This window comes from Chryseobacterium luteum (assembly GCF_000737785.1).
Classification (GTDB): domain Bacteria; phylum Bacteroidota; class Bacteroidia; order Flavobacteriales; family Weeksellaceae; genus Chryseobacterium; species Chryseobacterium luteum.
This window is the reverse complement of sequence record NZ_JPRO01000020.1, coordinates 60,730-86,778: the sequence shown is the minus strand read 5'-3', so window position 1 is coordinate 86,778 and position 26,049 is coordinate 60,730. Positions and strand designations below refer to the sequence as shown.

Annotated in this window: 23 protein-coding genes and 2 pseudogenes; 19 read left to right on the top strand and 6 right to left on the bottom strand. The window is 39.0% G+C overall.

The window, feature by feature from the left end; all coding sequences use genetic code 11:
• Positions 1-151 precede the first annotated feature (151 nt).
• The 5 genes and pseudogenes from IX38_RS17755 to IX38_RS17735 form a co-directional block, all read left to right on the top strand.
• Positions 152-2,779: a glycoside hydrolase family 3 C-terminal domain-containing protein gene (locus IX38_RS17755; RefSeq protein WP_034707205.1), complete on the top strand. Its 2,628-nt coding sequence runs from the start codon at positions 152-154 to the stop codon at positions 2,777-2,779.
• A 158-nt stretch (positions 2,780-2,937) separates the two neighbouring features.
• A complete protein-coding gene (locus tag IX38_RS17750; RefSeq protein ID WP_034707204.1) occupies positions 2,938-4,911 on the top strand; it encodes an alpha-L-arabinofuranosidase C-terminal domain-containing protein in 1,974 nt (657 codons plus the stop codon).
• 138 nt (positions 4,912-5,049) lie between these two features.
• Positions 5,050-6,747, top strand: a complete 1,698-nt coding sequence (locus tag IX38_RS17745) for a ribulokinase (protein ID WP_034707203.1) — start codon at positions 5,050-5,052, stop codon at positions 6,745-6,747.
• Positions 6,748-6,984: 237 nt separating this feature from the next.
• Positions 6,985-7,683, top strand: coding sequence for an L-ribulose-5-phosphate 4-epimerase (locus tag IX38_RS17740; RefSeq protein ID WP_034707202.1), 699 nt, complete (start codon positions 6,985-6,987; stop codon positions 7,681-7,683).
• A gap of 91 nt (positions 7,684-7,774) precedes the next feature.
• Positions 7,775-8,596, top strand: a pseudogene (locus IX38_RS17735) (L-arabinose isomerase family protein); the annotation flags it as partial.
• Here the strand turns inward: IX38_RS17735 and IX38_RS17730 are convergent.
• From IX38_RS17730 to IX38_RS17720, 3 genes and pseudogenes are all read right to left on the bottom strand, one after another.
• Positions 8,591-9,202 (bottom strand): annotated as a pseudogene (locus IX38_RS17730) (ligase-associated DNA damage response exonuclease); the annotation flags it as partial. The pseudogenes IX38_RS17735 and IX38_RS17730 sit on opposite strands and share 6 nt — an antisense overlap.
• A gap of 151 nt (positions 9,203-9,353) precedes the next feature.
• Positions 9,354-9,809, bottom strand: a complete 456-nt coding sequence (locus IX38_RS17725) for a PPC domain-containing DNA-binding protein (RefSeq protein WP_034707201.1) — start codon at positions 9,807-9,809, stop codon at positions 9,354-9,356.
• Between the two features lie 47 nt (positions 9,810-9,856).
• Positions 9,857-10,702, bottom strand: coding sequence for an NAD(P)-dependent oxidoreductase (locus IX38_RS17720; protein WP_034707200.1), 846 nt, complete (start codon positions 10,700-10,702; stop codon positions 9,857-9,859).
• Between the two features lie 245 nt (positions 10,703-10,947).
• Here IX38_RS17720 and IX38_RS17715 point away from each other — a divergent pair, with 245 nt between their 5' ends.
• Positions 10,948-11,577 (top strand): chloramphenicol acetyltransferase, encoded by a 630-nt coding sequence (locus tag IX38_RS17715; protein WP_034707199.1) that lies wholly within the window; start codon positions 10,948-10,950, stop codon positions 11,575-11,577.
• 905 nt (positions 11,578-12,482) lie between these two features.
• Positions 12,483-12,824, top strand: coding sequence for a helix-turn-helix transcriptional regulator (locus IX38_RS17710; protein WP_051884855.1), 342 nt, complete (start codon positions 12,483-12,485; stop codon positions 12,822-12,824).
• 18 nt (positions 12,825-12,842) lie between these two features.
• Here the strand turns inward: IX38_RS17710 and IX38_RS17705 are convergent, their stop codons facing one another.
• Positions 12,843-13,574, bottom strand: coding sequence for an MBL fold metallo-hydrolase (locus tag IX38_RS17705; RefSeq protein ID WP_034707198.1), 732 nt, complete (start codon positions 13,572-13,574; stop codon positions 12,843-12,845).
• A gap of 596 nt (positions 13,575-14,170) precedes the next feature.
• Between IX38_RS17705 and IX38_RS17700 the strand changes: the two genes are divergently transcribed.
• The 5 genes from IX38_RS17700 (at position 14,171) to IX38_RS17680 (ending at position 18,081) form a co-directional block, all read left to right on the top strand.
• Entirely contained in the window at positions 14,171-14,872 is a 702-nt protein-coding gene (locus IX38_RS17700; RefSeq protein ID WP_034707197.1) for a DsbA family oxidoreductase, read from the top strand.
• A gap of 156 nt (positions 14,873-15,028) precedes the next feature.
• Positions 15,029-15,616 (top strand): 5'-methylthioadenosine/S-adenosylhomocysteine nucleosidase family protein, encoded by a 588-nt coding sequence (locus IX38_RS17695; RefSeq protein WP_034707196.1) that lies wholly within the window; start codon positions 15,029-15,031, stop codon positions 15,614-15,616.
• Between the two features lie 63 nt (positions 15,617-15,679).
• The gene (locus IX38_RS17690; protein WP_034707195.1) at positions 15,680-16,474 is read left to right on the top strand and encodes a helix-turn-helix domain-containing protein; all 795 of its coding nucleotides are present in this window, start codon (positions 15,680-15,682) and stop codon (positions 16,472-16,474) included.
• Positions 16,475-16,542: 68 nt separating this feature from the next.
• Complete coding sequence (locus IX38_RS17685) at positions 16,543-17,553, top strand: S41 family peptidase (protein WP_034707194.1); 1,011 nt, start codon at positions 16,543-16,545, stop codon at positions 17,551-17,553.
• Positions 17,554-18,081: a GNAT family N-acetyltransferase gene (locus tag IX38_RS17680; RefSeq protein ID WP_034707193.1), complete on the top strand. Its 528-nt coding sequence runs from the start codon at positions 17,554-17,556 to the stop codon at positions 18,079-18,081.
• Between the two features lie 171 nt (positions 18,082-18,252).
• Here the strand turns inward: IX38_RS17680 and IX38_RS17675 are convergent, their stop codons facing one another.
• Positions 18,253-19,740, bottom strand: coding sequence for an aminotransferase-like domain-containing protein (locus tag IX38_RS17675; protein WP_034707192.1), 1,488 nt, complete (start codon positions 19,738-19,740; stop codon positions 18,253-18,255).
• Between the two features lie 64 nt (positions 19,741-19,804).
• On the opposite strand from IX38_RS17675, the gene IX38_RS17670 reads away from it, so the two are divergent.
• The 7 genes from IX38_RS17670 (at position 19,805) to IX38_RS17645 (ending at position 25,620) form a co-directional block, all read left to right on the top strand.
• Positions 19,805-20,428, top strand: a complete 624-nt coding sequence (locus tag IX38_RS17670; protein WP_034707191.1) for a hypothetical protein — start codon at positions 19,805-19,807, stop codon at positions 20,426-20,428.
• Positions 20,421-21,287: an aminotransferase class I/II-fold pyridoxal phosphate-dependent enzyme gene (locus IX38_RS17665; protein ID WP_228377993.1), complete on the top strand. Its 867-nt coding sequence runs from the start codon at positions 20,421-20,423 to the stop codon at positions 21,285-21,287. Before IX38_RS17670 ends, IX38_RS17665 begins: the two co-directional genes overlap by 8 nt.
• Positions 21,288-21,354: 67 nt before the next feature.
• Entirely contained in the window at positions 21,355-21,510 is a 156-nt protein-coding gene (locus IX38_RS23255; RefSeq protein ID WP_228377992.1) for a hypothetical protein, read from the top strand.
• A 9-nt stretch (positions 21,511-21,519) separates the two neighbouring features.
• Positions 21,520-22,146, top strand: a complete 627-nt coding sequence (bioD, locus tag IX38_RS17660) for a dethiobiotin synthase (RefSeq protein ID WP_034707190.1) — start codon at positions 21,520-21,522, stop codon at positions 22,144-22,146.
• 2 nt (positions 22,147-22,148) lie between these two features.
• Positions 22,149-23,132: a biotin synthase BioB gene (bioB, locus tag IX38_RS17655; protein WP_034707189.1), complete on the top strand. Its 984-nt coding sequence runs from the start codon at positions 22,149-22,151 to the stop codon at positions 23,130-23,132.
• 110 nt (positions 23,133-23,242) lie between these two features.
• Entirely contained in the window at positions 23,243-24,574 is a 1,332-nt protein-coding gene (gene bioA, locus IX38_RS17650) for an adenosylmethionine--8-amino-7-oxononanoate transaminase (protein ID WP_051884853.1), read from the top strand.
• Between the two features lie 338 nt (positions 24,575-24,912).
• Positions 24,913-25,620, top strand: a complete 708-nt coding sequence (locus IX38_RS17645) for a DUF421 domain-containing protein (RefSeq protein ID WP_034707285.1) — start codon at positions 24,913-24,915, stop codon at positions 25,618-25,620.
• 77 nt (positions 25,621-25,697) lie between these two features.
• Here IX38_RS17645 and IX38_RS17640 read toward each other — a convergent pair whose 3' ends face one another.
• A complete protein-coding gene (locus IX38_RS17640) occupies positions 25,698-26,042 on the bottom strand; it encodes a mannan-binding lectin (RefSeq protein ID WP_034707284.1) in 345 nt (114 codons plus the stop codon).
• Positions 26,043-26,049 lie beyond the last annotated feature (7 nt).

The window sequence follows — 26,049 nt, the reverse complement described above, 5'->3', positions numbered from 1 at the left end:
GACTTTTTCTTTTACTACTATTTATAAATTAAGTGTAATATATACATTTATTCAAAATAGAATCTTATATTTGTCTTTATCACACTGCAAAGGAATATCCGGTGATAATATTCAATATTTATTAATAAAAAACTGCTTTAAAATCAATCATATGAACAAAATTTTATTAACCATATCAGTATTTGTCTGTACTTTCAGTTTTGCTCAGAATTACAAATATCCGTTTCGAAATCCCAATCTTCCCGTCGAGCAAAGAATCGAAAATCTTTTGGGATTATTAACAGCAGATGAAAAAATAGGGATGATGATGGATAATTCCAAAGCTGTACCCAGACTGGAAATTCCGGCTTACGGATGGTGGAATGAAGCACTTCACGGCGTTGCAAGAGCAGGAACGGCAACCGTTTTCCCTCAGGCGATCGGATTGGCTGCAACTTGGGACGTTCCCGAACATCTCAAAACTTTTGAAATGATTTCTGACGAAGCCCGTGCGAAATACAATAAATCTTTTGATGAAGCCAGTAAAACCGGACGCTACGAAGGTCTTACATTCTGGACTCCGAATATCAATATTTTCCGTGACCCTAGATGGGGAAGAGGTCAGGAAACCTACGGTGAAGATCCATATCTTACTTCTGTTTTGGGTGTTGCTGCGGTAAAAGGTTTACAGGGAAACGACCCTAAATATTTTAAAACCCACGCTTGCGCCAAACATTTCGCCGTTCACAGTGGCCCGGAATGGAACCGACATTCCTACAATGCCGAAATTTCAAAAAGAGATCTTTATGAAACCTATCTTCCGGCTTTCAAAGCACTTGTTTTAGAAGGAAATGTAAGAGAGGTGATGTGCGCTTACAACGCTTTCGACGGACAACCTTGTTGTGCCAATAATACTTTACTTAATGAAATTCTCCGTGGTAAATGGAAGTATGACGGAATGGTCGTTTCAGACTGTTGGGCTTTGGCAGATTTCTATCAGGAAAAATACCACGGAACGCATCCCGACGAAAAAAGTGCAGCAGCTGATGCTCTAAAACATTCCACAGATCTGGAATGTGGAGATACTTATAATAACCTCAATAAATCCCTCGCAAGCGGATTAATTACTGAAAAAGACCTCGATATTTCAATGCGCAGAATCCTGAAAGGCTGGTTTGAACTGGGAATGCTTGATCCTAAATCTTCCGTTCACTGGAACAATATTCCTTATTCTACGGTAGATTCTAAAGAACACAAAGAACAGGCATTAAAAATGGCTCAGAAGTCTATTGTACTGATGAAAAATGAAAAAAACATCCTGCCTTTAAATAAAAATATTAAAAAAATAGCCGTTGTGGGTCCCAATGCCGATGACGGAATTATGCAGTTGGGGAATTACAACGGAACACCTTCTTCAACCGTAACGATTTTAGAAGGAATTAAAACCAAATTTCCGAATGCTGAAATCATTTACGAAAAAGGAAGTGAAGTGGCAGACCCGTCGTCCAGAGCTTCTCTTTATCAGAATTTTGTAAGCCAGAAGAATGGCGAAAAAGGAATGAAGGTGGAGTTTTTTAACAATAACGAATTCAAAGAAAAACCGGTCAATACTTCGGTTAATAAAACAGGAATTACCTACAACAGTTTTGGTGGAACACAGCTTGCACCAGGAGTCGCCAGAGAAAATACTTCAGCAAGAATTTCAGGGATTTTTAAAAGCAGTTATTCGGGCGAAGTAATATTTTCTGCCGCAACATCAGATATTTATACACTTTTTGTTGATGGTAAAGAAATCGCTACAAGAAAAGGTCCCGATGCAAGACATCCTTCGGAATTTCCTGTGAAAATGGAGAAAGGGAAAGAATACCAAATAGAATTGCGTCACAGTCAAAAAGGAAAATATGTAAGCATTGCCTTTGAAGTGTACAGAAAAGACCCGGTAAATTTCGCTTCAGTAAAAGATAAAGTGAAAGACGCCGACGTCATTATTTTCGCAGGCGGACTTTCCCCAAGTCTGGAAGGTGAAGAAATGCAGGTAAGTGCTGAAGGTTTCAAAGGTGGTGACAAAACTTCAATAGAACTTCCTAAAGTTCAGCGTGAACTGTTGGCAGAATTGAGAAAAACAGGGAAACCCGTCGTGTTTGTACTGTGCACGGGAAGTGCGCTTGGTTTGCAGCAGGATGAAAAAAATTATGATGCTCTGCTGAATGCCTGGTACGGCGGACAATCCAGCGGAACTGCCGTTGCCGATGTTCTGGCGGGAGATTACAATCCTTCCGGAAGATTACCGATTACTTTTTACAAAAATCTTGAGCAATTGGATAATGCACTTTCGACCACAAGCAAGCATCAGGGTTTTGAGAATTATGATATGAAAGGAAGAACCTATCGTTATATGACCGAAGATCCTTTATATGCATTTGGCCACGGTTTGAGCTACTCAAAATTTACTTATGGCAATGCAAAATTGAGCAAAAACAACATCAATTCTAATGAAAATATCACAATAACCATTCCTGTTACCAATATTTCAGAAAGAGATGGTGAAGAAGTGGTGCAGGTATATGTGAAAAGAAATAACGATGCTTTGGCTCCTGTAAAAACATTAAGAGCTTTTGAAAAAGTTTTGATTAAAGCAAAAGAAACAAAAAATATCCAATTGACTATTTCAGAAGATTCATTCAAATTTTATGATGAAAAAGCTGATGATTTGGTTTCAAAACCAGGAGATTATACCATTTTCTACGGCGGGACTTCAAAAAACTCAGCACTAAAAAGTATTCAGTTGAAAGTCAAATAAACTATTCTCAATTTAGAAAACCTTATAGGTTTTTAAAACCTATAAGGTTTGTCAATAAACAAAATAATATCATTTAATTCAAAAGTTCACAATTAGAGATGTCACACTGAGCGTAGTCGAAGTATCTATTTTGGATAATTCCCAAAAATAAATTATCAATGAAAACAAAAAATAAAATTTTCACCATTCTTCTCACAAGTTGCGTTGCGTTTTCAACTGCGCAAACCTCAAAGTTTACTTTTGATTTGGATGGAAGTCCTACCAACATCAAAATCCAGCCAACGATGTACGGGATTTTCTTTGAAGACATCAATTTTGCAGCCGATGGTGGAATTTATGCTGAATTAATCAAGAACCGAAGCTTTGAATTTGATGAACCATTGATGGGTTGGAAACAGCAAAATACAAAGACGCTTTCTCCAAATTTAGATTCCGGTTTTCTGACCATTTATTCAGATCATTCTAAAACCAATAAAAACTACGCAAGAATCACCGTTTACAATGACAAAAATTATATTTTGGAGAACGAAGGTTTCTGGGGAATCGGGCTTCATCAAGGTGCAAAGTATGATTTCAGTTTTGATTTGGAAAATGTATCAGGAAACATTTCTGCTGTAAATGCAAGCTTGGTAGACGAAAATGGAACCGTAATTTCTACAGTTCCGATATTGATCAAAGGAAAAGGCTGGCAAAAATATACTGCCGTTTTTTCTCCATCAAGAATGGTTGAAAAAGCGAAACTGCAAATCACTTTTACCGGAAAAGGCGTAGTAAATATGGATATGATTTCCCTCTTTCCGCAAGATACCTGGAAAGGAAGAAAGGGTGGTTTGCGCAAAGATTTGGTTCAGAAATTATATGATTTGCAACCCGGATTTTTACGTTTTCCAGGTGGCTGTATCGTCGAAGGCAGAACACTTGCCGAAAGATATCAATGGAAGAAAACATTGGGAAATGTCGCCGACAGAGAATATCTCATCAACAAATGGAGTTCAGGTTTTGCACATCGTCTCACTCCCGATTATTACCAGTCGTTCGGTTTAGGTTTTTATGAATATTTCCAGCTTTCCGAAGATTTGGGAGCAGAGCCGTTACCGATTCTGAGTTGTGGAATGGCGTGCCAGTTCAACACTGCCGAATTGGTACATTTGGAAGAACTAAATCCTTACGTTCAGGATGCATTGGATTTAATCGAATTTGCTAATGGAAACGAAAGTACAAAATGGGGAAAAATCCGTGCTGAAATGGGACATCCAAAACCATTCAATATGAAATATATCGGCGTTGGGAACGAACAATGGGGAGAAGATTACATCGAGCGTTACAAGATTTTTGAAAAAGCCATTCACGCCAAATATCCCGATATCAAAATCATTTCTGGTAGCGGACCGTCACCTGACGGAGAATTCTTTGAATATGGCTGGAAAGAACTCAAAAAACTCAACGCACAGATTGTTGACGAACATTATTACAATTCGCCCGAATGGTTTACAAAAAATGCCGGAAGATATGATGCTTACGACCGTTCCGGACCCAAAGTTTTTGCCGGAGAATATGCTGCTCAGTCAGTTGGTGTCGTAAAACCTGATAATAAAAATAACTGGCAGACCGCTCTATCGGAAGCAGCCTTTATGACTGGGCTCGAAAGAAATGCAGACGTGGTAACAATGACTTCCTATGCGCCGCTTTTTGCACACGCAGACGGTTGGCAATGGACACCAGATTTAATTTGGTTTAATAATTTGCAGTCTTACGCAACGCCAAATTATTACGTTCAAAAATTGTTTTCAAATAATAAAGGAACTGATTTAATCAGAATTTCTGAAAATGGAAATGCCGTAAAAGGTCAAAATCAACTCTTCGCATCTGCAGTGGAAGACAGTAAAAATAATGAAGTGATTATCAAGATTGTCAATACAGATTCCCAGGAAAAATTAATTGAAATCAATCCAAAAAACATCAAAATAGGAAGTAAACTGACCAAAACAACCTTGACAGCTTCACAACTTTCTGCCGAAAATAATTTCCAAACAGAAAATATAAAACCTCTTGAAGAGAATTCTTTGATAAAAAAAGGGAAGTTTTCTGTTCAAATCCCATCTAATTCTTTGGTGGTTTTAAAGGTGAAATAGCCCATTAAATACCATCAATAAAAGAAAAAATAAAATTAAGTGTAATATTTACATTTATTTAAAATAATAATTTATATTTGTTTTATTCTCTCAATAAGAGAAATGTAAAAATTTTTTAAAATTTAATTCATCGCAAAAATGAAGAAATATGTTATCGGATTAGATTATGGAACAGATTCCGTACGTGCAGTCCTGATTGATACAGAAAATGGAGCTGAACTCGCCACATCCGTGAGCTATTACCAAAGATGGAAAGAAGGAAAATTTTGTAAACCTGAAGAAAACCAGTTCCGTCAAAATCCTTTGGATCATATCGAAGGTTTACAAAAAACCATTTCAGATGTCGTAAAAGAAAGTAGAATAGCACCTGAAAATATTGTCAGCATTTGTATCGATACCACGGGTTCATCGCCACTTCCGGTAAATAAGGATGGAATCGCATTGTCTCTAACTCCCGGTTTTGAAGAAAACCCCAATGCTATGATGGTTTTATGGAAAGATCATACTTCTATCGACGAGGCAGAAGAAATCAACCATTTGGCAAGAAATTGGGGCGGCGAAGATTATACAAAATTTGAAGGCGGAATCTATTCTTCCGAATGGTTTTGGGCAAAAATCCTTCACATCAACAGAGTTGACGATAATGTAAAAAAATCGGCTTACAGCTGGATGGAACATTGCGATTATATTACGTTTCTCCTTTCCGACAATCAGGATTTGGCAACTTTCAAAAGAAGCCGTTGCGCAGCGGGTCACAAAGCAATGTGGCACGATTCGTGGGACGGACTTCCTTCAAAAGATTTCCTCGGTCAATTAGACCCGTCATTAGCGGAACTTCGTGACAGATTGTACGATAAAACTTACACTTCCAACGAAGTTGCAGGAAATTTAAATCAAGAATGGGCAGCAAAATTAGGATTGACAACCAACACTGTGATTGCAGTAGGAACGTTCGATGCCCATTCCGGAGCAGTCGGTGCAAAAGTGGAAGAGAACACACTCATCCGAATTATGGGAACTTCCACCTGCGATATTATGGTCGCACCCAATGAAATTATCGGAGACAAAACTGTGAAAGGAATCTGCGGACAAGTAGATGGTTCGGTCATTCCGGGATTGATTGGTCTGGAGGCGGGTCAGTCAGCGTTTGGTGATTTGTTGGCCTGGTACAAAGACATTCTGATGTGGCCAACTCAAAATATTCTGATGAATTCTAACGTTATCGATGAAAATCAAAAACAACAATTAAAGGAAGAAATAGAGAACAATCTTATCCGAAATCTAACTTTAGAAGCCGAAAAAATCCCTCTTTCCGAAGCCGTTCCTATTGCCCTGGATTGGGTGAACGGAAGAAGAACACCCGATGCCAATCAGGAACTGAAAGCCGCTATCAGCAATCTTTCATTAGGTACAAAAGCACCACATATTTTCAAAGCTTTGGTGAATGCGATTTGTTTCGGTTCCAAAAAAATCGTCGACCGTTTTGAAGAGGAAGGCGTGAAAATAGAAAAAGTAATTGGAATTGGTGGTGTTGCCAGAAAATCTCCGTTCATTATGCAGACTTTGGCAAATGTCCTGAATATGCCGATTGTGGTGGCTGCATCCGACCAGGCTCCGGCTTTGGGAGCCGCAATTTACGCCGCAGTTTCGGCAGGAATTTATCCCAACGTTCAGGAAGCAAGTCAGAAAATGGGTTCCGATTTTGAAGCCGAATATTTCCCACAGACAGAACACGTAGAAAAATATGCAGAATTGATGAGTCAATATCAGATTCTCGCCGACTTCACGGAAAATAACATAAAATCGAAAAAGAAGTTGATTGTTGACAGTTTATAGTTGATAGAAATCACATTCAATTTTAAAATAACAACTAATAACCAAAGATTTTATGGCAGCTTGATCCGCCCTCCGTTCCCGCTTTTTTGTTCCGCTTTGCTACACAAAAAGAGCTCCACTCAGGTCGGGCTGCGAGTGATTCAATGCTGAAACTAAATCAATAACGAGCTGAAACCTGAAATAAGTAAACTGTAATCTTTAAATTATTTAATCTTTCAATCATTTAATAAAACTAAAATGAGCATCTATAAAGAACTCCAGAGAGAATGTTACGAAGCCAATATGCAGTTGGATGCGTTGAAGCTTGTCGTTTACACATTCGGAAACGTAAGTGCCGTTGACCGTGAAAAAGGAATCTTTGCCATCAAACCAAGCGGTGTTCCCTACGAACTTTTAAAACCGGAAGACATTGTGATTTTAGATTACGATGCCAATGTGGTTGAAGGAAATTTAAGGCCTTCGTCCGATACCAAAACCCACGCTTACCTTTACAAAAACTGGGAAAACATTGGCGGAATTTCCCATACCCACGCCATTTATTCGGTAGCTTGGGCGCAGGCTCAGATGGATATTCCTATTTTCGGAACCACACACGCCGACCATCTGACTTCAGATATTCCCTGTGCACCGCCGATGCGCGATGATTTAATCGAAGGAAATTACGAATACAATACAGGAATCCAGATTCTTGATTGCTTTAAAGAAAAAGAATTGTCTTACGAAGAAGTCGAAATGGTTCTTATAGGAAATCACGGACCGTTCACCTGGGGTAAAAATGCGGACAAAGCTGTCTACAACAGCAAAGTTCTCGAAACCATCGCAGAAATGGCGTATCGCACAAGACAAATCAACCCAAATGCGCCACGTTTGAAAGATTCGCTCATCAAAAAACATTACGAACGAAAACACGGCAAAAACGCCTATTACGGACAGTAAAAACTGTTGACTAAACAAACCTTCAAGGTTTCAAAAACCTTGAAGGTTTAATATATAATAAAAATCAATCATCATTTATCAACTATAAAATATGTTAACACCTCTCAATACAAAAGAAATCTGGTTTATCACCGGAAGCCAGCATTTATACGGACCTGAAACATTAGCGCAGGTTGCCGAACATTCACAGAAAATTGTTGAAGCGCTTAATATTTCTTCATCAATTCCGGTAAAAGTTGTTCTGAAACCAACGGTAAAAACTACGGAAGAAATTTTTGAAACCCTTACAGCTGCTAATTTCTCAAAAGACTGTATCGGAATTGTAACCTGGATGCACACTTTTTCACCTGCAAAAATGTGGATTCGTGGATTGACCGCTTTGCAAAAACCAATGTTACATTTGCACACGCAGTTCAATCAGGATATTCCGTGGTCAACGATGGATATGGATTTTATGAACCTGAATCAGGCAGCTCACGGCGACCGTGAATTCGGGTTTATGGTAAGCCGTCTCCGCAAAAACAGAAAAGTAGTTGTAGGACATTGGTCTGACGAAAGAGTTCAGAAACAAATCGGAGAATGGAGTCGTGTTGTAGCAGGCTGGGACGATTGGCAAGGAGCGAAATTCGCTCGTTTTGGCGATAATATGAGATATGTTGCCGTTACCGATGGCGACAAAGTAGAAGCAGAAACCAAATTCGGATTTTCGGTAAACACTTGGGGAATCGGGGATTTGGTAAGCGTTGTCAATTCCATTGGTGATGGCGAAATCAAAACTTTGATGGAAGAATATGAAGCGTCTTATAAAATGGCGGAATCTCTTCTTTCAGGCGGAAGCAACAGAAAATCTCTTGAAGCGGCTGCAAGAATAGAATTAGGTTTAGAAAAATTCCTGAAAGACGGAAATTTCAAAGGTCTCATTCAGTTTTCCGATGGAGTAGTGGACGTAAATTTTCCCTAACCCTTCCACAGCCTTCATAATACGCTGGGCTTTCCCCAACGAATATCCTATAAATACGGATGTTTTTGAATTTTCCTGGTTTTTCAGCACCCAGGTTTGAAGTTTTTTATTGAGATCGGGAACTTCCAGCCAGTTGTAAATAGGCAGTCCGAAAGTACTTTCTGTGACAAATTCATTACATTTTACCAGTTCAAATGGCGTGCTCAGTCCGTCTTCCTGCACTTTATAGTCACCGGAGATCACGGAAACATATCCTTTGTACTCTAATCTTATCTGGGCAGATCCAATGATGTGTCCGGCAGGATGCAGCGAAATTTTTACTCCGTTCAGGGTTATAACTTCCCCATATGCTACACTCTGGCATTCAATATCTATCCCGATCCTCTGGTAAAGAATTGGTTTTGTAAAGTGATGGCAAAGGTATTTTTTCATTCCCCACCGGGCATGGTCTGCATGTCCGTGCGTGATGACTGCCAGGTCAACAGGCCTCCAGGGATCAATATAAAATTTACCCTGCGGACAGTAAATTCCCTTTTTTGTGAATGTGATTAATTTCAATGGTGTGATTGGTTTATATTTTACATTCAAAAATCCCACCAAATTAGGATGATGCATCAATTTTACAGCAAAGTGTGGTATGTGAAAAAGTTTATACCATAAACTCTTTACCATGCTTATTCAAATACACCGTTTTAAGACATTTCACCCGTTATTTTTCAAAATCATAGAAGTTGATTCCTGCGTCTTCATCTTTAATTTTAACAGCTCTGGTATCCAGCGGATAGAAAATAAATTCTCCTGCGCCACGGATCTTTGCATCCAGAAGGTGTCCCGCCAAAGCTGAATAATCTTCTCTTCCCAGGGTAATATGAAGATGGAGCACAGGCTTTCCTTCTATCACGGAAACGTTTCCTGAAATATTGGTGGCTTCCATCTGTTCACTAAATGTTTTGTCGACATAATTTTTATCTGAAGGCTTGAAAAAGCGAAGTGTGGCTTCGTCTACCGCTCCAATCCCGGTAACTTCTCCAGCCAGGATATTTTGATCTTTAACAAAATCAGTCAACGCATTCATGATGCTTGATCCGTTTTTTACACTTACAATGTATATCTGATCTACTTTTCTAGCGGACCAGTTATTTCCTTTAAAATTTTGTGTATCCATAGTATTTAGAGTTAAAAAATCAATATCATGGCCGGATTATTCTGTATTTATTTTTTCAGATAATTGATAATGCCGATCACATCATCTTCACCAAAACCTTCATTATGAGCGGACTGGTAGGTTTCACTCAACACCTTTGATAAAGGGAAGTCGGCGCCTGCATTTTGGGCAAGAAGAATATCTTTCAGCATCAGATCCAAAGCGAATGCAGGGTCATATTTGTTGTTGATCAGCATTGGCGTTTTCACTCTGGTAGCACCACTTCCGCTGGCACTTTCGTTGATGATTTCCAGCATAGAAGTACGGTCAATTCCCAGTTTATCAGCAAACAGAACCGTTTCTGCCAATCCCTGATAAATAGCAGACAGGAAATAATTAACGGAGAGTTTTCCGGCAATTCCTTTTCCGTTTTCACCTAAATGTTTTACAGCTTTTCCAAGTTTTTCCAAATAGGGCATTGCCCGCTGCAGGTCTTTTTCTTCACCGCCGGCCATGATGATCAGGGTTCCCTCTGCTGCAGGTGCCGTGCTTCCGGCCACCGGAGCATCTATAAAAGAGGCTTCTTTTATTCTGACTGCACCATTCAGTTCAGCGGTAGCCTGAGGAGAAATAGTACTCATGTCTATAAAGAGTTTCCCGCTGATATCCGATTTTAGAATTTCTTCATAAACTGCTTTGGCTGCACGATCATCGGTAAGCATAGTGAATATAATGCTGTTGTTCTGAACGAGCTCAGGAATCTGAGTATAAACCGTTGATTTTTCTTTAAAATCTTCGGCTTTTTTAGATGATCTGTTGTACACTGAAAGCGGAAATCCCGCCTTTTCAAGATTTTTGGACATGGGATGGCCCATATTTCCGAGCCCGATAAATCCTATTTTTTCTGTATCCATATTGTCAGTTATTATTAAGTAACGGCTTCTAAAGTATGATAAGGCCTGAAGAATATAAGCTGGAATTTACAAGATAAAAGCAAATACCAATCCTGTAATCCCGTGTTCTGTCTGCATCAAAAAACTGACCAAATCCGGCCGTTTACAGCAAGGTATGATTAAATTTTAATGATTTATCTCTATATTTTTTCCCTATACCTTTTAAAACCGGTAAAACTTCCTGAAATTTGCACCAAATAAAATCAATGAAGATCATAGACATCGAAAAATGGAAACGGAAAGAGCATTTTGAATTCTTCTCGAAAATGGAAAGCCCTTATTTTGGTTTTACCACGGAAGTTGACTGTACAAAAGCTTATGATTACGCCAAGGAAAACGGAGATTCTTTTTTCGCCACTTATCTTCATCGGTCTATGATTGCGGTAAATACTGTGGATGAACTGAAACTGCGGATCGTTGACGGTCAGGTCATTTTATACGATACCATTCATGCGGGAAGCACGATCGGCAGACCGGACGGAACTTTCGGTTTTGCATTTATGCCTTTTTCTGAGGATTTTCAGGTATTTAATGCGGCAATGCAAAAGGAAATAGAGGCTGTAGAGCATTCTTCGGGGCTCAGGCTGAATAATGGCGATCTCGGTAAAGATCTGATCAGGCATACGACAATCCCGTGGAATTCTTTCAGTGCGCTGCTGCATCCTACCAGTTTTAATAATTCGGAATCTGTCCCGAAAATCACCTTTGGAAAGTTCAGTATCCGTGAGGGTAAAAAATACCTTCCCGTTTCTGTGGAAGCCCATCACGGCCTGGCAGACGGGATTCATCTTGCGCAATATCTGGAGGAGTTCCAGAAACAACTTGATGGTAAGTAGCGATAAATGATGATTGATAAGCCGTTGGGCAGAATTTCCATTCTTTCTTTACATCTTCCAAACCAGAAAAATTAATACATAATCTTCCTCTTCTCAATTTTCAGAATCTTATCTTTTTCCATGCTTTTTATGGCTCTTATAACGGTTTCTACCCGGAGTCTGGTAAGAGAAGGCAAGCTTCTGTCTCGTTAAAGAATCTTGAAGTAATAAAAGCTTTTGAGATAATCCATCAGTTTTAGCTTCAGCGCAGGATTAATATTCTTTAGTTTCTGCTCTAAATGAAATGAGTAAATCTTCAGCGATCATGGTCTGATAGTTTTTTAATTGAATTTTAAACAAATATTTAACCATTGATGTCTTTCAACCACAATAAATTCAAAAGCACAAATATCAATATTAGTAAGAAAATTCAGGTTGAATAAATTCCCTTCATACAGAATGCCACAGAAAATTGAGAATGTAATTTCAAATCTATACCAAGAAGACAGGGAAATAAGATCTTCAAAACATTGATCGAGATCATAAAAAAACAAGCTCTATATCCTTTAAATTTGTTTAAAATAAATAAAGATGAAACTTAATTTCAAAACTGGGTTCAAAATAAAATAAATTTCTGTTTTACGGATAGGTCGTGGTATGTATGTGGTATTTCAATTCCGTAAGATTTTAATCATTTTTTATTTCTTTGTTTCATTAAAAAAAACCGGAACAATGAACTTCAGTTCGGGGATTTAAGATTAATACAGGTTTCACCAAAATGCATTTTACACATCAGAATGTATGAAACCTGAATAAACAAAATAACCTCAATATTAAACGGCTATTACAATAGCTTAAGGAAAAGATTTTATACTGATACAGATCATCTTTAGGTATCGGAAATAAAGTATCGATGAGAAAATATTATGAAAAACGAAAGACCGCAATCAAATTTAGAAGAATTGAACCAAAAGATTTTAATGCAGGACGAAATTATTACACTGGCTAAAGAAAATTCACCACGTCTGCTGAATAAATTCAGACTGGTCTACCCTGATTTTTTTGATAAAATTGCCAAGGTACATCCCAATCTGAAAAATTCTGAACTGATTTTCTGCATTTACCTTAAACTCAACTTTACCACCAAGGAAATTGCGACCTACACTTTTGTGACGCCAAAAGCCATCCAAAACAGGAAAAACAGAATACGCAAGAAACTTAATATTCCTTCTGAATTGGATATCTACAAATGGTTTAATGATCTTTAAACCTATTTATTAATCAGATTATATTTGGATTACTGCTTTGTCCAGATCATGATAAAGCAGTATTTTCCAATGATCTTCAGCGGCTTTTTTCTGCCAGGCTAATCTTAATTCCATTGCTTTTCTGCCATCGAAATCACTTTTATAGGCCAGATGGTATTTCAGGTAAGATTCCTGCGGAAGGTCATCTGCACCGTAAAAAGCAGTCTCATCATTTTCTTTGATCCAGAATACCTGCATGAAAGGGGTATGCCCGCCCACTACTTCAAAAAAAATCTCATCACCGATCTTTCCCTGGTCCTCATCCATCCATACAATGTTCGGCAGGCTGATCAGCTTATCCAGGGTATCAAAGTCAAAAGAAGGATTTCCTTTATTTTCCATAGCAAAAGCCAGCTCCCGCTTCTGGATATAAATTTTCGCATTGGGAAACGCGGCAGCAAATCCATTTTCATTTTTCTGAATGCTGCCGTCAATATGATCCTTATGAAGGTGGGAGAGGAGAAGCTTGGTAACCTGTCCAGGTGTGATATTTTCTTTTTCCAGCAGTTTGGAAATGACAGTCTTTCCTTCAGCATTTTTCCAGCCGATCCCGGCATCAAGAAGAATATAATCATTATCCGTGACAATCAGAAATGGCTGCACAGACATTTTAATTCCTTTGATGGTGTTCAGATTTTCATCTGTCAGTAAAGTAAATTCTTTCGTTTTGCTGGCCGAGAAGTTGCCTTCTTTAAGCGGGATGATTTTCATTCTGCAAATTTCCCTAATATTTCCAAAACCTGAAAACCTTTTTTTCAATAGATCTCATCGGAAAAAACGATCAGGCGACTTTCTTAAAACTGTACAGTGTAATATCCTACATTGATAAAGTGCTGTTTTTCTTTCCAAATACCCCAATACTCCGAAGTAGATGTTTGAGTTCCTGATTTTTCCCCATGAAAAATCCTTTATATAAAGGCATTTAAGAAAATCTTTATTAAATATTCAGAATAAAAAATACATCTGCAAAATATTAACAGTCATTTTTCCGTTAAAATAAAACAAAAAACACGCAGCCTGCATTCTGTAAAGCTGTTATCGATGAAAAAATACCTCCAATTTTCCTGCTGACACATTATTTTAAGATTAAATGCTATAGTTGATTGAAAGAGGCCGCTTACTTGGAGCGGCCTCTTTTTTACCTTTAACCGTTGAAGATATAATCGAATCATATTTTAGAAAAAAGAGCCGGAAAAACAGAAGATAATTGTTCCGCTTTCATAATGTAATGTAACAAAACTTGTTACATTGACCGGAATACATTAAATTTGATGAATAATTCAACAGGAATTCAAAATAAATAAAAAATGAAAATAGAAATATGGTCGGATGTTATGTGTCCGTTCTGCTATATCGGGAAAAATAATTTTGAACAGGCTCTTGAAAAACTGCCGTTTAAAAATGAAGTGGAAATAGAATGGAAGAGCTTCCAGCTGGACCCAACCTTAGATGCTTCAAAGCCACAGAGCACAATTGAATATTTTAAAGAGAAAAAAGGTTTCCCGGCGGAACAGGCCTCTCAGATGATTGCCCAGGTTGCCCAGATGGGAAAGGGAGCAGGAATTGATTTTAATTTTGAAAAAGCTTTGGTCATTAATACTTTTGCCGCACACAAGCTGCTTCATCTTGCCAAAAAACACGGTAAGTCCAGTGAAATGGAAGAAGCTCTGTTTAAAGCGCATTTTACCGATGGAAAAAATGTAGGAGATGTTGAAGAACTAATTTCCCTTGCTGAAAAAACAGGCATTGATAATGATGAGGCACGACGGGCTTTAACATCAGATGAATTCAACTATGAAATCAACCAGGATATTCAGGAGGCAAAAAACAACGGTATTTCGAGCGTTCCTTTCTTTGTTCTGAATGGAAAATACGCAGTGTCCGGTGCGCAGCCCGCAGAAGTTTTTGCAGATGCACTTCAGCAGACTTACAAAGAAACAGCAAGTCCGTTTAAAGATCTTTCTCAAAACGGAGGAGCTTCCTGTGATACGGACGGATGCAGTATTTAAAACCAGGTTAATACATCAAAAAATGAAAATTAGCCTTTTATCATAAAAACATCTCCATTTGAGGTGTTTTTTCTTTGCCATAAAGTCCAATAAAAGTAGAAAAAAATCCCATTTTATCTGTTCAATGCTTATTTTTGTTGAAATAATTGTGTTCAAATGATAAAAATCAATGTTGCATCTCAGTATCCGGTTTCGGAAACACTGTTTGTCTTTGCTTTGGATTCGGAGGCCGGGAAAGTTTTTGAAGGAAAGAATAAACTGGTAACAGGGATAGGCAAAGTAAATGCGGCCATAGAGCTTACCCGGGAAATTCATGCCAGAAAACCTCAGCTGATCATCAACCTGGGTTCTGCAGGAAGTAAAAGCTTCAGTAAAGGTGAGGTGATCTGCTGTACCCAATTTATTCAGCGTGATATGGATGTCCGTGGTCTTGGCTTCAGCCTTTATGAAACCCCTTTATCCGGCATTCCTCCTGTTCTGGAATACGGCCTTCAGATGAACGGCCTGAAAGAGGGGATCTGCGGCAGCGGTGACAGCTTTGAGATGAACCATTCCGAAACGGATTACAATATTGTTGATATGGAAGCGTACCCGCTTGCTCTGATCGCAAAGAAAGAAAACATTCCTTTCCTGTGTCTGAAATACATTTCCGATGATGCGGGAAGCGATGCAGCAGACGACTGGGCAGTGCAGGTACATCTGGCTTCTGAAGCGTTTAAGAAAATTTTATTTGCATCAATATAAATCCTGAAGACATTTTCAGGACTTTGTTTTCTATCTGTATTTTATATTCAGGCCTGGGATCATATGAAAGTTACTTTTTATCAACCTATACATCCTTTTCTCAAAAAATATATTGAAGGTTATTATTTTATGGAGAAGAATGATGCTCACTGCCCGGTAACTTATCTCACTTTTCCTGACAACTATTTCATTGTTTCGGCTTGTCAGGATGTTTCCATTGTCCAGGATAAAGGATGGGTGAAAATCCATAGATCTCTGTCAGAAAATTTAGTGACCGATTTTGTTTGCAGGTGTTCTGTTCCTACTGAAATTTTTTATGAGCAGTCCATTAATGAAGTTACCGTTTACTTTAAACCATTAGGAATGTATCATTTTTTTGATGCAGACGACAGTGAAGCCTTGCAGGACAACATTCATCGCTCAGATTTTAAAGAAATTATGCATGCTGTTTTGAAGGAATCCAACAGAAAGAAACAGATTGAAATGCTGGAAGCTTACTGGCTTTCAAAATTCCGGGCAAAGAATTTAACGTTTGCCTATGCTCTGTTAGCTGATCTTGAAACTGAACTTAGCATAGAAGAAATTGCTGCAAAAAATAATATTACGAGACAATATCTTAACAAAATTTCCAAACGGTATCTGGCCAAGCCAACATCAGAATTCAGGAAAATCCAGAGATTCCGTAAAGTTTTGATTTCAAACAAAAGAGTGAAAAATCTCACGGAGCTTTCCTATGAGAATCTTTTCTATGACCAGTCCCATCTGATTAAAGATTTTAAGGAATTAACAAAAATAAGTCCCAGAAAATTCTTTGAGAATGTAGATACTGAACAGAATAATATCTGGCTGTTTATCTGAGTTTCCATTTTTACAATTTATACTATTACCATTAAAATACTTTTGCTGAAATATTACCTATTATTTCAATGAAAAAATTACTGACCGGAATTTTCGTTTTCAATGCCTTACTGTCTTATGCACAGAAAGATGACAGGACAGCAGTACTTGCTGATATCACAGAAAAGGTGAAAAGTTATTATATTGATAAGGAAGTTTATAAAAAAGTGGATTCCTTATTTCAAGATGAGTCCCGGAAAGGGGCTTTTAATAATCTGACCGGAAAAGACTTTGCATCGCTTTTCACTCAAAAATTGAGAATATCTGTAAACGATAAACACTTTTTCGTTAAATATCTCGGGAATTATACTCCTGAAAAGCCGATAAATGAGAAAGAAGAAGAGAAATTGAACAATTTTCATAACAGTCTTGAAAATTTTGGGTTTGAAAATGTTCTGCGGCTGCAAGGCAATATCGGTTACATTAATTATAAAGGCTTTGCCACTATGGAATCCAGTGAAAAAACATTGGCCGCCGCAATGGATTTTGTTGCCAATACCAATTCTCTGATTATTGACCTGAGAGAAAACGGCGGCGGAGATAATGGAATGCTTTTGTTATTCTGCAGTTATTTTTTTGATAAAAAAACAGACCTCTATACTACTTATTTCAGGCATAAGGATGAAACAGTAATAAACAGCACACAATCTAAAGTGACCGGACAGAAATACCTTCACAAAAACATCTATATTCTTACCAGCAAAAAAACTTTTTCCGCAGCAGAAGGGCTTGCTTACTTTTTACAGCAATATAAACTGGCCAAAGTCATAGGTGAAAAAACGGAAGGTGCGGCCAATCCGGTAGATCACTTTATCATTCAGAATCAATATCTGCTGCTTGTTCCGGCAGGGAAGATCACGTCTTCAGTAAGCCATAAAAACTGGGAACATACCGGAATATTTCCTGATCAGGAAGTAAAAGCTGAAGATGCTTTAAAGACTGCACACGTAAAAATTTTAAAAAATATTCTACAGACAGAAACAAAAACAGAATTAAGCATACCTGAAATAAAAAATCTTATTAATAAATTAGAGCAATAAATGAAAAATATGTCAGTCATCATCCATAAAGCCGGAATAAAAGATCTCGAAACCATTCAAAGCATTGGCAGACAGACTTTTTCCGAAACCTTTGCAGAAAGCAATTCGGAGGAAGCGATGAAAACCTATCTCGAAGAAAGTTTCAGTACAGAGAAAGTGAATTCAGAATTAAACAATCCTGATTCCCATTTCTATATCGCATGGGAAGAAGATATCCCTGTCGGGTATCTGAAACTGAACTCGGCATCTGCACAGACTGAAGCGCATGATGATACTTATATGGAAATAGAACGTATTTATGTCAAACAAAGCCATCACGGCAAGAAAGTGGGACAGCTGCTGTATGACAGGGCTTTGAACACTGCTCAGAGCTTTAATAAAAATTATCTTTGGCTGGGAGTCTGGGAAAAAAATCTCAGGGCTATTAATTTTTACAGGAAAAACGGCTTTGAGGAATTTGGTAGCCATACCTTCAGGCTGGGAGATGACGATCAGACTGATCTGATGATGAAAAAAAAATTAAGCTAACCAGAAATAATTACTAAAGAAAAACATTCCTCCCGTAGATTAAAGAGATTTATTTTCAGTTATAAAAATCCGCATAATCTGCCAAATCCGCTAGATTTTAAAAATTTAAACAGCCTCTAACAGGTTTAGCGGATATTCCAAACACAAAAATCTGCTTTATCTGCAGGAGATTTATAACAGCCTTTTTGCATGTCCGGAAAAAACTTCAATACTCTTTTCCATTTCTTCAAAATTAAGATTTCCGAAACCCAGCCTCATCGCAGTAAGATCTCTGGTCTGGTACAGCAGTGTTTTCGGGATAAAAAGATTATTCCCGGCACAGTTTCTGCTCAGCTGCATCAGATTCACGGGGACGTTCCATTCCAGCCAGAAAGCAAGTCCTCCCGATGGTTTTTGGAACCGTATCAGTCCGCTTAAATTTTCCCTGAGCAGTTCTGCAAAATAGTCGCGTCTTTCCTGATAGACCTTTAGCGATTTTTTCAGATAACGGTTTATTTCTCCTTCCTCAATCATTTCCCCTAAAGCCCTTTCCATTAAAATATCGCCCTGCCGGTCTATGATTCCCAGGTATTTCCTCATTTCAGCCATCAGGTTTTCCGGGGCAACAATGAAACCTGTCCGGAATCCCGGGGCCAGCGATTTTCCAAAAGATCCGATATAAATAACCATTCCATTTGTATCAGCACTGGCCAGCGGAAGAATAGGGCTTTTGTCATAATGAAATTCATAATCGTAATCATCTTCCAGGATGATGAAGCCATACTCATGAGCAAGATCCAGCAGCTCAAGCCTTCGCTGGGCACTCAAAGCAACCGTAGTAGGATAGTGGTGGTGCGGTGTGAGGTAAAGCATTCTGATCTTCTGTTTTTTACAGGCTTCACGCACATTTTCTACAATGATTCCTTCCCCGTCAATTGGCAGTGATACGATATTGACACCCGTTTTCTGGAAAATCATGTTGACAGAAAAATAGCTCAAAGCCCCTACCAATACCGTATCTCCTGCAGAAAGCAGGATTTCAGAAACGATGTAAATGCTCATTTCAGTACTTCGCGTGATAAGAAGGTTATTCTTTGAAATAGGCAGTCCGCGGGAAAGGTTAAGGTAATGGGAAAGATGTTCCTTAAAAAATTCACTTCCGTCATGATTGTAATGGCCCAGCATTTTCTGGTTGGATTTCCGTTTAAGAATAGAGCTGTAAAACCTTGAATGCTGTCCGATCTGGGTAAGCCTGATATCCGGGACACCATCATTAAAAACATACTCGCAGTCCGAATGCTCAAAAGGATTATCCAAAATATTCGAAGTTTTAAAAGAAAATCCCGTGGTTTCAGGGTAATTCTGAAGGCTGTTTTTTTCAAAATCTTTAACCTTTACCGGTTTTTCCTGATTCCCACCGATTATAAAGGTTCCTTTGTTCGGAAGGCTTTCCACCCAGCCCTGCGCCGATAATTCATCGTAAACTGCAACAGCTGTATTGCGGTGAATTTCCAGTACTTCACTGAATGCCCTGGTTCCCGGCAGCTTTGTTCCATGAGGCAGAAAACCTCTCTGAATAGCATTGATCAGTTGATTGGCAATCTGCATATAGATAGAAGCCTCTGAATTTCTATCAATGTCTATAAAACTTTTGTAAGGAATATTAACCGGACTATCCATAATATTAAAACTGGCACCTTTTAACGGTCCGGCAATATACTAATTTTGGTTCAAAATAAAATCTATGGAATTTCAAAAACTCCTTGAAAGAATTGTACAGGACGATAGTACCCATGCCAAATGGCTGAATACCCTTTCGTTTATGGAAAACGCAGGGGCCAGAAAAATATCGAAGTGTGAGCATCCGGTTTCAGTTACACTGATCCAGCTCAAACACGCTGCTGAAGAGCACCGCCATGCCTACTATCTAAAAAAACAGATCGGAAAAATAAACCCTGAATTATGCAAAACATACCAGGAACATGAGCTCTTGGCTCCGGTTGCTACCCGGCAGTATCTGCATTCTTTGGATATAAAGGCCTGCAGATACCTTCGTTCTGCATTTAATCTGAATAATGAAGAGCTGAAATACGCAGCCTATCTTTTTGTGACCTATGCCATTGAAGTCCGTGCGGATGAGCTGTATCCGGTTTATCAGGATATTCTGACCAAGGAATCTTCTAAGATTATGGTAAAATCTATTATTCTGGAAGAAGAAGGCCACCTCGAAGAAATGATCAGTCAGCTGAATGAATTCTCACCAGACTGGAAACAGCATGCAGAAAATATTCTGGCTGTAGAAAAGATGCTGAATGATGAGTGGATCAATGCCATAGCAGAGGAAGTATCACAGTTAGATTATGCTTAAAAAGTTTCAGGAAGCCCTTGACAAAAGAAAGGAGACGGGAATACTGAGAACATTAAAGCCAAAATCAGCCGGTATTGATTTTTATTCCAATGATTATCTAGGTTTAGCAAGGAGCCAAGAATTTCACCAGCTTCTTCTGAAACAGATACAGGAAAATCCAGGATTACTTTACGGGAGTTCAGGTTCCAGGCTGATCAGTGGAAACAGCAGTACAGTAACGGAAACGGAAAATTATATTGCGGAACAGCATCAATATCCTGCAGCCCTGCTTTTTTGCTCCGGTTACAATGCCAATCTGGCTTTATTTTCTACACTGCCGGACCGCCATGATACGGTGATTGTGGATGAGCATATCCACCGTTCTGTTCATGATGCCTGCAGGATGTCTCATGCAAAAAAAATAAAATTCCGGCATAATGATCCGGAAGATCTGGAAAGTATTCTGAAAAAACATCCCGGGCAGTGTTACATTGCTATAGAAAGCCTGTATTCAATGGATGGAGATTTTGCCCCTGTCCGGGAAATTGCAGCATTGGCTAAAAAATATAATGCCGCACTGATTGTAGATGAAGCCCATTATTTCGGAGTTTTCGGGTATGGCCTGATTGAGAAATATCAATTGCAACATGATGTTTTTGCGGCTGTAATCACTTATGGAAAAGCTTTAGGAGCACATGGCGCATGTATTCTTTGTAATGAGACAGTGAAATCCTATTTGGTGAATTTTTCTTCTCCTTTTATTTATACAACTGCGGCACAGGATTTTTTATGGATCGCTATTAAAAGCGGTTACCAATTTTTAAAATTAAAACCGGAACTGTCAAAAAAACTTCATCAGAACTTTTTTTCAGAACATTAAAACTCCATCTTCAGAAATAAGCCCGATACAGGCGGTATTGGTTCCGGACAACAAGCAATTGGGAAATATGCAGAAAATTTTATCCGGCAAAGGCTTCTTGACCTATGCCGTTTACAGTCCCACCGTCAAAGCAGGAACGGAAAGACTGAGAATATGCCTGCACAGCTTCAATACAAACGAAGAAATTATAGAACTGACAAAAATTATTAAAGAATTTATTTAAGCTAAATAAATGAATAACCTCAATGAAAAACTATTCATCACCGGTATAGGCACCGACGTGGGGAAAACCATATGCTCTGCCGTTTTAACCCAATATTTTAAGGCAGATTACTGGAAACCTATACAGTCAGGAGATCTTGATTATACGGACAGCCATAAGATAGAGTCCTGGACAGAAAATACGGTTTGCCATCCGGAAACCTACCGTCTTAAACTGGCTGCATCACCGCACCAGTCAGCAAAGGAAGAAGACATACGGATCTGTCTCGGTAATTTCCAACTGCCCCAAACTGACAACAGTCTTATTGCAGAAGGAGCCGGAGGTCTTATGGTCCCGCTTTCGGATGATACTTTCATGATCGATCTGATAGAAAAACTTGAAATTCCTGTTGCACTCGTCGTGAGGAATTATTTAGGATGCATCAACCACAGCTTACTTTCCATCATGGCATTAAAACAAAGAGGGCTTAAGCTGGAATACCTGATCCTCAACGGAGCTTTTCCTCCGGATACCGAAAGAGTGATCCTGAGCTTCATTGAAAGAGAAACCGGGATTATCCGCATTCCCGAAATTGATCAGGTAACCAAGCACAGCATCAAAGCTGCTGCAGAACAATTAACAAAAACAAATTTATGATAATGGACAAAAAAGCAACCATCAGAAACAACTGGACAAAAGAAGAAATAGAAGACATTTATCATCAGCCTTTACTGGAACTGATCTATAAAGCATCAACAGTTCACCGTGAATGGCATGATCCGTCAGAAGTGCAGATCTCTACGTTGTTATCCATCAAAACAGGAGGATGCCCGGAGGACTGCTCTTACTGTGGCCAGGCTGCCCGCTACCACACCAATATCAAAGTTCAGGCATTACTTCCCACAGAAACCGTTATTGCCCACGCGCAAAAAGCAAAAGACAGCGGATCTTCCCGTTTCTGTATGGCTGCTGCATGGCGTGAAGTCCGTAACAACCGTGATTTCGACAGGGTAATTGATATGGTGAAAGGAGTGAATGAACTGGGACTTGAAGTATGCTGTACCTTGGGAATGCTTACAGAAGAACAGGCTGTCCGTCTTCAGGAGGCAGGATTATATGCTTACAATCACAATCTCGATACTTCTGAGCAGTATTATGAAGAAATTATCTCGACCAGAACATTCGATAACAGGATCAATACGATCAATAATGTAAGAAAAGCAGGAATAACGGTATGTTCAGGAGGAATTATAGGCCTTGGAGAAACACACCGGGACCGGATTTCAATGCTTTTAACCTTGGCCACAATGCCCAAACATCCGGAATCTGTTCCCATCAATGCCTTAGCAAGAGTGGCAGGTACACCGCTTGCAGACAACGAAAAAGTAGATACCTGGGAAATGGTAAGAATGATTGCCACGGCAAGAATTATTATGCCTTCCTCAATGGTCAGATTAAGCGCCGGACGTATCGAAATGACGGAAACAGAGCAGGCCTGGTGCTTTATGGCCGGAGCCAATTCCATCTTCACAGGAGAAAGGGAAACCCTTCTGGTAACACCCAACCCGGGAGTTTCCGAGGATATGCAGATGCTGGAAAAACTGGGACTGAAGCCGATGAAAATGAAGGAGAGTTGTTGCTAGTTACGGGGTGAATTAATTAATTTTAAGTTACAGGTTGGGGTTACAATACTTCCATCTCCATCTTCCAGCCTCTAATTTCTGTCTTCTAAAAAAATCATAAATACATTTACATGAATACATTAGTACAAACCCGCCTTGCAGAAAGGGACAAAACTGTCAACTGGCATCCTTATACCCAGATGAAAACAGCAGGCAATGCCATACCCATCGTAAAAGGAAAGGGCATTTATTTATATGATGATGAAGGTAAAAAGTATATTGATGCGGTTTCCTCCTGGTGGGTGACTCTGCACGGTCATGCACATCCCTACATTGCAGAGCGTGTATTTCAGCAGCTCACTACTTTGGAGCAGGTTATTTTTGCAGGTTTTACCCATGAACCGGCTGTTCAGTTGTCGGAAAACCTGCTGAATCTGCTTCCGGAGAACCAGAAAAAAGTTTTTTATTCGGATAACGGCTCTACTGCGGTGGAGGCAGCACTGAAAATGTGCATTCAATACGCTTATAATTCCGGAAAAGAGAAAACTAAAATTTTAGCTTTTAAAAATGCTTATCATGGCGACACATTCGGAGCCATGTCTGTGAGCGGGAGAAGCGCCTGGACAAAACCTTTTGGAAGTATGCTTTTTGAAGTGGTTTTTATAGATACACCCAATGCGGAGAATCTGGAGAATTTAAAAGTTCAGATCAGGGACCTTGCAGAAGATATCGCCTGTTTCATCTATGAGCCTTTGGCACAGGGCGCTGCGGGAATGCTGATGTATAAAGCTGAACATCTTGATGAGCTGATGAAATTTTGCAGAAGCGAAGAAATCCTGATGATCCAGGATGAGGTATTTACAGGTTTTGGACGAACCGGAAAGCTCTTTGCCGCCAATCACCTCACGGAAATGCCGGATATTATGTGCTTTTCTAAAGGCCTTACAGGGGGAACGATGCCTATGGGAATTACAACCTGTACTCAGGAAATTTTCAATGCTTTTTTATCCGAAGACCAATATAAAACACTTTTTCACGGACATTCCTTTACAGCAAATCCGTTAGCCTGCACTGCGGCACTGGCAAGTATGGAACTTTTATTACAGGAAGAAACTTTAACCGCAATTGACCGTATATGCGCACAGCATTCAGGTTTTACGGAAATTCTTATGCAGCATCCGGATGTTAAAAATGTACGCCAAACCGGGACCATTCTGGCTTTTGAATATAAAACAGATCAGAATACATCCTATTTTAATGAAATCGGGAAAGTCTTTTATAACGAATTTCTGCAACGGGGAATCATTATGCGTCCGTTGGGAAATGTTATGTATCTGGTTCCGCCGTACTGCATCACTTCAGAAGAACTGGATTTTATTTACCTGAATATTCTAGAAGTTTTAGAGACTTTAATAGATTTCACTCCATCGAATAATGTACTTTCCTTAAAAACGGAGAAATAGGAATAATTTATTTTAACCTGAATTCGGGATAAGGATTAAAAATAAACCAAGAATAAACAATGAATTTACAAAGTATTCGGTTCATTTTTTTAAGTTAAAACAAAGCCGTTTCACTTATAGATAAAGATGCATATGAATTATTCCGTATCCTTTGCTGAATGAAATATCCTTTGTTTGCCTTTGCGATAAAATAACATTGGCTGTAAGCATTTTCTTATTCCGAATTCAGGTTATTGTAATGAATTAAAATCATCAGTTTTATCATATAATAGGAATTATCATCAGCTGAACTGCCTTCTATGGCTTATTTTTTGAATGCTGTTTTAAAATTAATTTCTATGCTGACCTTATTTCTGTTAGAACTCAACTGGAAAGAATTACTTCTGGGACACGAAGAATGGTCCTTTCTGTTAGAGATTATCCTCCGCACGGTCATTATGTTTCTTGCTATTATCATAGGGCTGAGGATTTTAGGCAAGAGGGGAGTCAAACAGCTTTCCATCTTCGAGCTGGTCGTTATTATCGGCTTGGGCTCTGCGGCCGGCGATCCTATGTTTAACAAAGATGTCGGGATTATTTCTTCCATTCTTGTTTTTATCGTTATCATTCTTTTATACAGTATAGTCACTTTCTTTATCGGAAGAAGCAAAAAATTCGAAAAAATGGTGGAAGGAACTTCTGTCTGCCTGATCCGTGAAGGTGAATTTGCCATTGATAACTTTAAAAAAGAAAACCTGGGCAGCGATGAATTCTTTGCAGAGCTGAGGCTGAAAGGTGTTTCACAGTTGGGGCAGATAGAAACAGCCATAGAGGAAATCTCAGGTGAAATCAGCGTATTTTATTATGAAGATAATGATGTGAAATACGGACTCCCTATTATGCCGGGATCACTGGAAAACAGGTTCGTAAATATTCATAAAGAAGGTCACTTTTCCTGTACTTTCTGTGGACACACAGAATTGAAGCCTGAAGGAAATACCGTAAGCTGTCCCAAATGTCATAAGAATGAATGGGTAACAGCCAGCAACAGAAGGAGAGTAACTTAAACACAGCTTATCCTTTCAATTGGTATACAAAAAAATCTCCAGGCTGCCCTGGAGATCCATACCTTATTTAAAGTGTATTAGAATTTGAATACACAACCGCAAACGCTCATTTTGCCTTCAACGACTGTAGTCCACTGTCCGTTCCATGTACCTCCGTAAGAAGCACAGATTGCAGGGCATACTTCTTTTGCATCTTCAATGCTCCAAAGAGGTCCCGCTAAAACGTCCATAGTATATTCAGTACTTCCGGTTGGCTGTGTATCGTATTCAACTTCGATAACGCTCATCTCACCTTCGACAATAGTGCTCCATTGTCCTGTGAATTTTCCTAAATGTGCAGCAGCAATACGGCCACCTAATTTTTGTGCTTCGTCGTTGCTCCAAAGCGGACCTGCAACGATGTTGATTTTGAATGTTGACATGGTAATG

Bases quoted from the DNA above. Each gene is read 5' to 3' on its own strand.
- IX38_RS17755 (WP_034707205.1), top strand. From the start codon at position 152: ATGAACAAAATTTTATTAACCATATCAGTATTTGTCTGTACTTTCAGT.
- IX38_RS17750 (WP_034707204.1), top strand. From the start codon at position 2,938: ATGAAAACAAAAAATAAAATTTTCACCATTCTTCTCACAAGTTGCGTT.
- IX38_RS17745 (WP_034707203.1), top strand. From the start codon at position 5,050: ATGAAGAAATATGTTATCGGATTAGATTATGGAACAGATTCCGTACGT.
- IX38_RS17740 (WP_034707202.1), top strand. From the start codon at position 6,985: ATGAGCATCTATAAAGAACTCCAGAGAGAATGTTACGAAGCCAATATG.
- IX38_RS17725 (WP_034707201.1), bottom strand. From the start codon at position 9,809: ATGGATACACAAAATTTTAAAGGAAATAACTGGTCCGCTAGAAAAGTA.
- IX38_RS17720 (WP_034707200.1), bottom strand. From the start codon at position 10,702: ATGGATACAGAAAAAATAGGATTTATCGGGCTCGGAAATATGGGCCAT.
- IX38_RS17715 (WP_034707199.1), top strand. From the start codon at position 10,948: ATGAAGATCATAGACATCGAAAAATGGAAACGGAAAGAGCATTTTGAA.
- IX38_RS17710 (WP_051884855.1), top strand. From the start codon at position 12,483: ATGAAAAACGAAAGACCGCAATCAAATTTAGAAGAATTGAACCAAAAG.
- IX38_RS17705 (WP_034707198.1), bottom strand. From the start codon at position 13,574: ATGAAAATCATCCCGCTTAAAGAAGGCAACTTCTCGGCCAGCAAAACG.
- IX38_RS17700 (WP_034707197.1), top strand. From the start codon at position 14,171: ATGAAAATAGAAATATGGTCGGATGTTATGTGTCCGTTCTGCTATATC.
- IX38_RS17695 (WP_034707196.1), top strand. From the start codon at position 15,029: ATGATAAAAATCAATGTTGCATCTCAGTATCCGGTTTCGGAAACACTG.
- IX38_RS17690 (WP_034707195.1), top strand. From the start codon at position 15,680: ATGAAAGTTACTTTTTATCAACCTATACATCCTTTTCTCAAAAAATAT.
- IX38_RS17685 (WP_034707194.1), top strand. From the start codon at position 16,543: ATGAAAAAATTACTGACCGGAATTTTCGTTTTCAATGCCTTACTGTCT.
- IX38_RS17680 (WP_034707193.1), top strand. From the start codon at position 17,554: ATGAAAAATATGTCAGTCATCATCCATAAAGCCGGAATAAAAGATCTC.
- IX38_RS17675 (WP_034707192.1), bottom strand. From the start codon at position 19,740: ATGGATAGTCCGGTTAATATTCCTTACAAAAGTTTTATAGACATTGAT.
- IX38_RS17670 (WP_034707191.1), top strand. From the start codon at position 19,805: ATGGAATTTCAAAAACTCCTTGAAAGAATTGTACAGGACGATAGTACC.
- IX38_RS17665 (WP_228377993.1), top strand. From the start codon at position 20,421: ATGCTTAAAAAGTTTCAGGAAGCCCTTGACAAAAGAAAGGAGACGGGA.
- IX38_RS23255 (WP_228377992.1), top strand. From the start codon at position 21,355: ATGCAGAAAATTTTATCCGGCAAAGGCTTCTTGACCTATGCCGTTTAC.
- bioD (WP_034707190.1), top strand. From the start codon at position 21,520: ATGAATAACCTCAATGAAAAACTATTCATCACCGGTATAGGCACCGAC.
- bioB (WP_034707189.1), top strand. From the start codon at position 22,149: ATGGACAAAAAAGCAACCATCAGAAACAACTGGACAAAAGAAGAAATA.
- bioA (WP_051884853.1), top strand. From the start codon at position 23,243: ATGAATACATTAGTACAAACCCGCCTTGCAGAAAGGGACAAAACTGTC.
- IX38_RS17645 (WP_034707285.1), top strand. From the start codon at position 24,913: ATGCTGACCTTATTTCTGTTAGAACTCAACTGGAAAGAATTACTTCTG.
- IX38_RS17640 (WP_034707284.1), bottom strand. From the start codon at position 26,042: ATGTCAACATTCAAAATCAACATCGTTGCAGGTCCGCTTTGGAGCAAC.